Consider the following 8964-nt stretch of genomic DNA (forward strand, 5'->3'; position numbering starts at 1 on the left):
GGGACGACGAGTTCGACGACGGCGGCGGTGGCGGCGGCGGCGCGGCCACCGACGAGCTCGAAAACCGGCTCGACGAGCTCGAAAACGAGGTCGCGTCGCTCTCCTCGACCGTCTCGACGGTCCGCTCGGAGAACGAGGAGATCTCGAACGCCGTCGACGACATCGAGGAGGACGTCCGCAACCTGCTCGACATCTACGAGATGGTCACCCGCGGCATCAACCCCTTCGTCGACGACTCCGGCGGCTTCGACAGCGTCGCCGGCGGCGGCGAGGGGTCGTTCGGCATCTTCGACGACGAAGACGGCGGCGAGGAGGAGGACCTCGACGAGGACGTCGCGAACGCCGACGCGGACGGGTTCTTCGACGACGACCTCCTCGACGAGGAAGCGGACGCGGACGCGGAGGCGGACGAGTTCGACGACCTCGACGATGACGTCGACGACGACGGGTTCGACGACCTCGACGAGGATATCGACGACGGCGGGTTCGACGACCTCGACGACGACTTCGAGGAACTGGATGACGACAGCACGGACGACGCCGCGTCCGAGACCGAAACGGCGGACGAGGAAGACGATATGAACGACGACGGAAAGAGCTTCAGCGAACTGAAAGAGGAGTACGACTCCGGGGAGGCCGACTGGGCCGAAGAGGGCGACGACGCCGCGGACGAGGACCCGTTCGACGACGGGGACGACTCGTTCGACGACCCCGGCGACGAAACGGACTCGTTCGACGACGGGGCCGCGGACGACGGGTTCGGTGACGACCTCGGCGGAGACGACCTCGGGGCCGAGACCGGTGGCGACGACTTCGGCGAACCGGCGGACCCCGAACCGGCGCGAGGCGCCGAACCGGATCCCGCCCCCGACCGCCGACCCGGCGGCGACCCCGCTGAGGCGTCCGGCGGCTTCGAGTACGTCGGTGAGGACGACCTCTCGGGGAGCGGCGGCCGCGGCAAGCCGTACCTCACCGAACTCCCGGGCGACTACGTCGGGGACCTCCTTGTGATGGAGTGGCTGGAGTTCCTCGTCTCCGAGAGCGACGTCACCGACGCGGTGCGCGCCATCAACTACTACGAGCGGATCGAGTGGATCGGTCCCGACGCCGCGGCGCGGCTCCGGGACTTCCTCTCCGGGTTCGGCACGATCGACCGCAACCTCGTCGACCGTCCGGGCACCGACCGGCTCGTCCGAGAACATCACACCCGCAGCCTCCGGTACGTGACCCAGCTCAACGGCACCAGCAGCCACACGGTCCTCCTCGACCGCTGGGACGACCTCGCCGGCGGCTCGATCGTCGGCGGCGGGCCGGTCCGAGGCCGCCGCGGCGGTCGCGCCGACCCGGCCCGCGGCGACCGCCGCGACCGCTCGGCCCCGAAGCGGAACGGGCACGAGCCGTCCGGTCGCCGAGAGGCCCCGGACGAGCGCGAGCGACGCACGAACGGCGCGGATCACGGCACGAACGGCGCGGGCCACGGTACGAACGGCGCGGACCGCGACGGCGGGGCGAACCGCGGCGACGCTCCCCGCGACGACCGGCGCGAGCGGAACGGTTCCACGCGACCGATGAACGACCCGAATCCCCGTTCCGACCGCGCCGATCCGGCCGACGGAGGGTGGGGAGATGGGCGTTAGCGTCTCCGCGTCTACGGCCATCATCGTCGCGGGGCTGTTCTTCGCGTTCACGACGTTCTACCCTGTGGCGTCCAACGGGATCGAGCGAGTCTCTGACGCGCAACACGGCGTCAACGAGCGCGCGCTCGAACGGCAGAACACCGACTTCTCCGTGACGAGCGCGACGTTCAACGCGACGACCGGCGAGCTCACTGTCAACGCCACCAACGAGGGCTCGATCGGACTCGTCGCCGACGACGCGACGCTCCTAGTCGGCAACGAGTACGTCGACGTCGGGGGTTCGAACGCTGCCACGACCGTCGACGGCGACGCCGACACCGCGCTCTGGCTGGGCGACGAGACGCTGTCGGTGACGGTCGGCGACACCGTGGAGACCGACATCGTCGGCGGGGAGACCCGCGTGGTCCTCGTCGTCGAGTCCGGTGTCCGCGACGCCGCGACCGTGACGGAGGTGAGCGCGTAGATGGCCAGCGTCCCGGTCTCGCACCTCATCCTGTTCATCGCCAGCCTGGTGATCGCCGCCGGCGTCGTCGGGACGATCACGACGGGCGTCGACCGCGTGAGCGCCGCCGTCGACGACGCGGGGCTCGACGCGACCGAGCAGCTCCGGACCGACGTGACGATCATCTCCGACCCGAGCGCGGGGGTGTACAACGCGACCGAGGGCAACGTGACGCTCCTGATAAAGAACACCGGCACCTACCGCCTCGCGCCCGACGGCTCCGACCTCGACGTCGTCTTCGACGGCGGGTACGTGCGGCCAAGCAAGCTCTCCGGAGAGCTGGTCTCCGTCGACGGCGCGAACGCATGGAGCCGCGGCGACGTGCTCCGCCTCACGATCGAGGTCAGCGAGATCGACGGCGTGAACGGCGGGCTCGCCGACGGCGACCACCGGGTGTACCTCTCGGTGAACGGCGACGAGGAGCTGTTCCAGTTCCGCGTGGGGGGTAACTGAGATGCCCCACGACAACCTCCTCTCGCTCGGCCTCGGCGAGCGCGACCGACTCAACAAGGAGCTCGGCGGTGGCATCCCCCGCGGGAGCATCGTCCTCATGGAGGGCGACTACGGGGCCGGGAAAAGCGCCATCTCTCAGCGGTTCGCCTACGGGCTCGTCGAGGAGGGCGCTTCGGTGACGATGATGTCGACGGAGCTCACCGTCCGCGGGTTCATCGACCAGATGCACTCGCTGGAGTACGACATGGTGAAGCCGCTCCTCCAAGAGGAGCTGCTCTTCCTCCACGCCGACTTCGACTCCGGCGGCGCGTTCTCCGACGGCGACGGCGAGCGCAAGGAGCTGCTCAAGCGGCTGATGGAAGCGGAGGCGATGTGGAACTCCGACGTCGTCTTCCTCGACACGTTCGACGCCATCTTCCGCAATGACCCAACGTTCGAGGCGCTCGTTCGGAAGAACGAGGAGCGGCAGGCCGCCCTCGAGATCATCTCCTTCTTCCGTGAGATCATCTCGCAGGGGAAGGTGGTGGTGCTCACCGTCGACCCCTCGGCGGTCGACGACGAGGCGATCGGCCCGTTCCGCTCCATCGCCGACGTGTTCCTCGAACTGGAGATGATCGAGGTCGGCAACGACATCCGCCGGCAGATCAACGTGAAGCGGTTCGCGGGCATGGGCGAACAGGTCGGCGACACGATCGGGTTCTCGGTGCGTTCCGGAACCGGAATCGTCATTGAGAGCCGCAGCGTCGCCTAACACATGGCCCGCAGACGCACAGCCGGTCCGCGCGCGCGGACTGCGACCACCGCGACAACCGAGCGTGGGACATGACCGAACACGGCACCGCCAAACCGTCCGACGAGCTCCGGAAGGCCGCGATGCGGCGGCCGCACCTCCGGGAGCACCTCCGGGAGTTCAAACAGATCACCGGGGAGTTCCCGCAGTTCATCGAGGAGCCGAAAGACGAGTACGAGTCCAACCGGCCGAACGTCATCTATCCGGTCGGCGGCCCCATCTACAGCCACATCTACGGCGACCTCGGGCAGGACACGAAGTACTACGCCATCGAGCCGGAGCTCTCCGGCTCGCAGGCCGAGATCCTCAACGAGGTGAAAAACCGGCTCCTCACCGTGAGCGGTCAACACACCGCTCCGGACAACGAGGCCGAGTACGACGACCTCATCGAGGAGCTGTTAGAGGAGGTCACGCACATCGACGAGCAGAACGGCGGACTCCGCGGGAACCTCTCGAAGGTCCTCAACATGGGGAAACTCTCGGTCACGGAGGAGACCTACGAGAACATCCGATACCGGCTTAACCGCGACATCGTCGGGCTCGGCCCCCTCGAACCGATCATGCGCGACCCGGCCAACGAGGACATTCACGTCATCGGCCCCAAGGAGTGTCACGTCGACCACGGCACCTTCGGGATGCTGGAGACGACCGTCGACTTCGGTACCCCCGAGGAGTTCGACAACTGGCTGCGGAACATGGGCGAGCGGATGGGCGACCCCCTCTCCGACTCCGATCCGATCGTCGACTCCACGCTGCCCGACGGCTCGCGTATCAACATCATCTACTCCGACGACGTCTCGCTGAAGGGGTCCTCGCTCACGATCCGGCAGGGCGACGAGGTGCCCCTGTCGATCAATCAGATCACGAACTGGGGAACGCTCTCGCCGCAGTTGGCGGCGTACCTCTGGCTCTGCCTAGAGAACGAGCAGACGGTATTCGTGGTCGGGGAGACGGCGTCCGGGAAGACGACGACGCTGAACGCCATCCTCTCGTACATCCCGGACGACTCGAAGATATACACCGCGGAGGACACCGCGGAGGTCATCCCGCCGCACAGCACGTGGCAGCAGCTGTTGACCCGTGAGGGCGGCGCCGAGGGATCCACCGACGTGGATATGTTCGATCTGGTCGCCGCGGCGTTGCGGTCGCGCCCCGACTACATCATCGTGGGCGAGGTCCGGGGCGCCGAGGGGCGCATGGCGTTCCAGGCGGCCCAGACCGGCCACCCCGTGATGCTGACGTTCCACGCGTCCGACATCGTCTCGATGATCCAGCGGTTCACCTCCGAGCCGATCAACGTCCCGGAGACGTTCATGGACAATGCCGACGTGGCGCTGTTCCAGAACCGCGTGAAGCAGGGCGACCAAGTCCTGCGCCGCGTGACGAGCGTCCAGGAGATCGAGGGGTACTCCAAGGAGATGGAGGGGGTCGTCACCCGCGAGGTGTTCAGCTGGGACCCCGTCGAAGACGAGATCGTCTTCCAGGGGATGAACAACTCCTACGTGTTAGAAGAGCAGATCGCGACGCTGCTCGGCTACGCCGACACCCGCGACATCTACGACGACCTGGAGTTCCGTGCGGAGCTCATCGAGCGGATGATTCAGGAGGGCATTCTGGGCTACCACGAGGTGAACGACGCGATCAACTCCTTCCAGCGTGACGGCGTCGAGGGGCTCCCCTTCGACATGCACCGGAACACGATGTGACGATGCTCGGGGACACGTGACGATGCTCGGTGACGAACCGCCCGCGAGGGCGCCGGAGGGACGCTGACGATGGCGGTGAAACAGGTGGGCGACGGGCTCGCGACGGCCGCCCAACTGACCTCCGAGGTCATGGAGTCGTACGAGCAGCTCGACATATCCAAGGGGAAGTACGTCGGGCTCGTGCTGTTCCCGGCCGTGCTCGTCTTCCTCGCGAGCGTCGTCGGCTTGGTCGCGCTGCCGCTCCCCTTCGCCGCCCGGGTCCCGATCCCGATGTTCGGCGGGCTCATCCTGTTCGCGGCGGTGATCTACCCGAAGATCTACCTCTCCAGTCTGGAGACGAAGATCGACAACCAACTACATCTCGTGATGACGCACATGACGGTGCTGTCGACGACGAACATCGACCGGATGGAGGTGTTCCGGACGCTGGCGAAAGAGGAGGAGTACGGCGTCGCCGCCGAGGAGATCGGTCGCGTCGTCCACCTCGTCGACACGTGGAACCAGAGCCTCGACGACGCGTGTCGGCGTCGGGCTCAGGAGGTCCCCTCCGACGCGATGGCCGACTTCTTCGACCGCCTCGGCTACACCATGGGCGCGGGGCAGTCGCTGGAGGAGTTCCTCGTCTCTGAGCAGGACGTCATGCTAGCACAGTACGAGACCCGCTACGAGTCCGCGCTCTCGAACTTGGAGGTGATGAAGGACCTGTACATGTCGATGATCCTCTCGATGACGTTCGCCCTCGTGTTCGCGGTCGTCCTCCCGATCCTCACCGGTAACGACCCGACCGCGACTGTCGCGGCCGTCATCGTGCTGTTCGTCTTCGTCCAGCTCGGCTTCTACGCGATGATCCGCGCCACATCGCCGTACGACCCGATCTGGTACCACCCCGACGAGCGCTCCCCGGGCGACCTGAAGCTGTGGGGGTCGCTGATCGGCGGCGGCGCGCTCTCGTTCCTCCTCATCGGGATCACGGCCGCCGGGATGTTCGGGTACGGGCCCGGGCTTCCCGGTCTCCTCTTCTTCCTCGACGACGTGCGGCTGCCGCTGTACCTCGCGGTCCCCATCTCGCCGCTGATCATCACCGGGGTCGTCCTTCGGAGCGAGGAGCAGGCGATCACCGCCCGCGACGGCGAGTTCCCGTCGTTCGTGCGCGCGCTGGGCGCGACCGAGAGCGCGAAGCAGTCGACGACCACCGACGTGCTGACGACGCTGCGCGACAAGAACTTCGGGGAGCTCTCGGAGTCGATCGAGCGGCTCTACCGCCGGCTCAACATGCGAATCAGCACCGAGGGCGCGTGGCGGGCGTTCACGCGAGACACGCGCTCGTACCTCATCCAGAAGTTCTCCGAGATGTACCTCGTGGGCCGGCGGATGGGCGGGGACCCGAAGATGCTCGGCGAGCTGATTTCGAAGAACATGAACGCCGTCAACCAGCTGCGCGAGCAGCGCCGGCAGGCGGCGATGACGTTCATCGGACTGCTGTACGGGATCACCGCGGCCGCGACGTTCGCCTTCTTCATCGGGCTGGAGATCGTTGCGATTCTCGCGGACTTGACCGCCGACTTCGGGCTCGACCAGATGGACATCGGGCAGATCGTCTACCCCGGCGCCTACGACATCCCGCTCATCGAGTACCTCCTCCTCACCGTCGTGCTGTTCAACGCGGCGCTCTCCTCGCAGATGATCCGCCGGATCGACGGCGGGAACCCCGCGAACGGCTACATCCACTTCGTGCTCCTGACGTGGCTCGGCTCCGTGACCGCCATCGCGACGCGGACCCTCGTCAACGCGATCCTGTCGATCTGACCGGAAATCGGTCGCTGTCGCCCGGCCGAGTCACCCCTCGAACAGTGCCGGCTCGGTGACCGCCTCGTCGGCCGCGTCGCGCCACGACCGCGACGGCGTCCACCCGAACAGCTGCTCCGCCTTCGCGACCGCGTACGCGCCGCGGTCGTCGCCCTCCGCGAGCGCGCTCCCGTCGACCGCGCAGTCGTCGGAAACCTCGCCGTACGACTCGCGCAGGAGTTCGAGCAGGGGGCGACCGAGCGCGTTGTCGGCCGCGACGCAGTTGATCGCCTCGTGGGTGCCGAGCGCGACGGCCGAGTCGTCGCCGAGGAGGTCCGCGAGCGCGGCCGCGACGAGGTCGGCGACGTCGCGGACGTCGACGTACGACCAGAAGTTGCCCGCGCCCGCCTCGAGGTCGGTCACGTACTCGTCCGCGCGGCAGGCGTAGTCGCCGGGGTACTGGATCCACGAGGGGCGGACGGAGACCGCCGACACGCCGTGGCGGCGCGCGACCGCGCCCGCCGCGGCCTCCGCGGTCACCTTCGAGAGCCCGTACGGGTCCTCTGGGCGGAGCGGGTGTCCCTCGGTGACCGGCAGCTCATCCGGGAACGGCGTCGGCTCGGCGAAGAAGAAGCCGTACGCGCCGTCGCTGGAGGCCTGAACGACCGGCGCGCCCGCTCGCCCGGCGGCGTCGAGGACGTGCTTCGCGGCGAGCGCGTTCGTCTCGAACACCCGCCCCTCGGGGTGGGTTCCGGCCACGGGGATCGCCGCCCAGTGGACGACGGCGTCCGGGTCGACGGCGGCGACGACGTCGAGCGCCTGCTCGCGCTCGGCGAGGTCGGCCGCGCGGAACGAGACGTTCGAGGCGGGGTTGACGCCGAGGCCCGGGTGGTCGTAGTCGACGACGACGACCTCGTAATCGCCCGCGAGCCGGTCGACGACCCAGCGCCCGGAGGCGCCGCGGCCGCCGGTGACGAGAACGGTGTCCATGCGTCGCCGTCGCGGTCGCGGGGCAAAAACGCAGCGTTGCGCCGAAAACCGCACCGCCGCGGGCGGGCGCCTCAGTGCCGCATCGTCCCCGGCTCCGGCAGGCTTTAACGCGCCGAGCGGTAATCTTGGGGTATGGACTGGAAGACAGACTGGGGGCTCCGTGGACGAATGGGGTTCACGATGTTCCTCCTCTTCGCCCTCTACGTCGTGTTCATCGGCGTCCTGATCGAGGTGTTCAACGTCGGGATCATCTTCACGCTCGCGATGTTCGGCGCGTTCTCGCTCGCGCAGTACTTCTTCAGCGACAAGCTCGCGCTCCGGAGCATGGGCGCCCGCGAGGTCGACCCGGACGAGTACCCGGACCTCCACCGCCGGATCGAGCGCCTGAGCCAGCAGGCCGACCTGCCGAAGCCGACCGTCGCGGTCGCGAACACCCGCGTCCCGAACGCGTTCGCGACCGGCCGGAACAAGAAGAACGCCACCGTCGCGGTGACGACCGGACTGTTGGAGAGCCTCGACGAGGACGAGCTCGACGGCGTGCTCGCCCACGAGCTCGCCCACGTCAAGAACCGCGACGTGATGGTGATGACCATCGCGTCGTTCCTCTCCACTATCGCCTTCTTCATCGTGCGGTGGGGGTGGCTGCTCGGCGGCGACAACCGGCAGGGAGCGCCCGTCATCGTGGCCATCGTCGCGTCGCTTCTGGTGTGGGTGATCTCGTTCCTGCTCATCCGCGCGCTCTCGCGGTACCGTGAGTACTCCGCCGACCGCGGTGCGGCGCTCATCACCGGGAAGCCCGGAGCGCTCGCCTCGGCGCTGATGACGATCGACGGGCGGATGGACCGGGTGCCCGAGGAGGACCTCCGCGAGGAGGCGGAGATGAACGCGTTCTTCATCATCCCGATCAAGGCCGGTTTCGTCGGCAAGATCGCCTCCACGCACCCCTCGACGGAGAACCGCATCGAGAAGCTCCGCGAGCTCGAAAAGGAAATGGAAACGGCCTGAGACGGGTTCGGATCGCGATTTTTGGTCGGTCGTGTATAAGTCGTTGAGAGCGGATCAACGGCGAACGCTCCCGAAGTCCCGGCAGCTCACTTAGAA

8 protein-coding genes are annotated in these 8964 nt (G+C 67.7%); 7 read left to right on the top strand and 1 reads right to left on the bottom strand.

The genetic code is table 11. From position 1 onward, the window contains the following. From B9G49_RS14895 to flaJ, 6 genes are all read left to right on the top strand, one after another. Positions 1-1637 (top strand): FlaD/FlaE family flagellar protein (locus B9G49_RS14895; protein WP_086216895.1); only part of this gene is annotated, 1637 nt, incomplete at its 5' end. Further along, the gene (locus B9G49_RS14900; RefSeq protein ID WP_086216896.1) at positions 1627-2100 is read left to right on the top strand and encodes a flagellin; all 474 of its coding nucleotides are present in this window, start codon (positions 1627-1629) and stop codon (positions 2098-2100) included. The genes B9G49_RS14895 and B9G49_RS14900, both read left to right, overlap by 11 nt. Then, the gene (locus B9G49_RS14905) at positions 2101-2592 is read left to right on the top strand and encodes a flagellar protein G (protein WP_086216897.1); all 492 of its coding nucleotides are present in this window, start codon (positions 2101-2103) and stop codon (positions 2590-2592) included. Between the two features lies 1 nt (position 2593). Further along, entirely contained in the window at positions 2594-3343 is a 750-nt protein-coding gene (locus B9G49_RS14910) for an ATPase domain-containing protein (RefSeq protein WP_049930118.1), read from the top strand. Positions 3344-3414: 71 nt separating this feature from the next. Beyond that, complete coding sequence (locus tag B9G49_RS14915; RefSeq protein WP_086216898.1) at positions 3415-5088, top strand: type II/IV secretion system ATPase subunit; 1674 nt, start codon at positions 3415-3417, stop codon at positions 5086-5088. 69 nt (positions 5089-5157) lie between these two features. Continuing rightward, positions 5158-6894 carry an archaellar assembly protein FlaJ gene (flaJ, locus tag B9G49_RS14920; RefSeq protein ID WP_049930120.1) on the top strand — a complete coding sequence of 579 codons (1737 nt, stop codon included), beginning with the start codon at positions 5158-5160 and terminating at the stop codon, positions 6892-6894. A gap of 30 nt (positions 6895-6924) precedes the next feature. On the opposite strand, the gene B9G49_RS14925 is transcribed toward flaJ, so the two are convergent. Next, positions 6925-7863: an NAD(P)-dependent oxidoreductase gene (locus B9G49_RS14925; protein WP_086216899.1), complete on the bottom strand. Its 939-nt coding sequence runs from the start codon at positions 7861-7863 to the stop codon at positions 6925-6927. 132 nt (positions 7864-7995) lie between these two features. Here B9G49_RS14925 and htpX point away from each other — a divergent pair, with 132 nt between their 5' ends. After that, the gene (gene htpX, locus B9G49_RS14930; protein WP_049930122.1) at positions 7996-8868 is read left to right on the top strand and encodes a zinc metalloprotease HtpX; all 873 of its coding nucleotides are present in this window, start codon (positions 7996-7998) and stop codon (positions 8866-8868) included. The last annotated feature ends 96 nt before the right edge of the window (positions 8869-8964 follow it).

The sequence above is a fragment of the Halorubrum sp. SD683 genome, from assembly GCF_002135045.1.
Taxonomy (GTDB): Archaea; Halobacteriota; Halobacteria; order Halobacteriales; family Haloferacaceae; genus Halorubrum; species Halorubrum ezzemoulense.

Excerpts from the sequence above, each read along its gene's own strand:
- flaJ (WP_049930120.1), top strand. The coding sequence starts at position 5,158 with ATGGCGGTGAAACAGGTGGGCGACGGGCTCGCGACGGCCGCCCAACTG.
- htpX (WP_049930122.1), top strand. The coding sequence starts at position 7,996 with ATGGACTGGAAGACAGACTGGGGGCTCCGTGGACGAATGGGGTTCACG.
- B9G49_RS14915 (WP_086216898.1), top strand. The coding sequence starts at position 3,415 with ATGACCGAACACGGCACCGCCAAACCGTCCGACGAGCTCCGGAAGGCC.
- B9G49_RS14910 (WP_049930118.1), top strand. The coding sequence starts at position 2,594 with ATGCCCCACGACAACCTCCTCTCGCTCGGCCTCGGCGAGCGCGACCGA.
- B9G49_RS14925 (WP_086216899.1), bottom strand. The coding sequence starts at position 7,863 with ATGGACACCGTTCTCGTCACCGGCGGCCGCGGCGCCTCCGGGCGCTGG.
- B9G49_RS14905 (WP_086216897.1), top strand. The coding sequence starts at position 2,101 with ATGGCCAGCGTCCCGGTCTCGCACCTCATCCTGTTCATCGCCAGCCTG.
- B9G49_RS14900 (WP_086216896.1), top strand. The coding sequence starts at position 1,627 with ATGGGCGTTAGCGTCTCCGCGTCTACGGCCATCATCGTCGCGGGGCTG.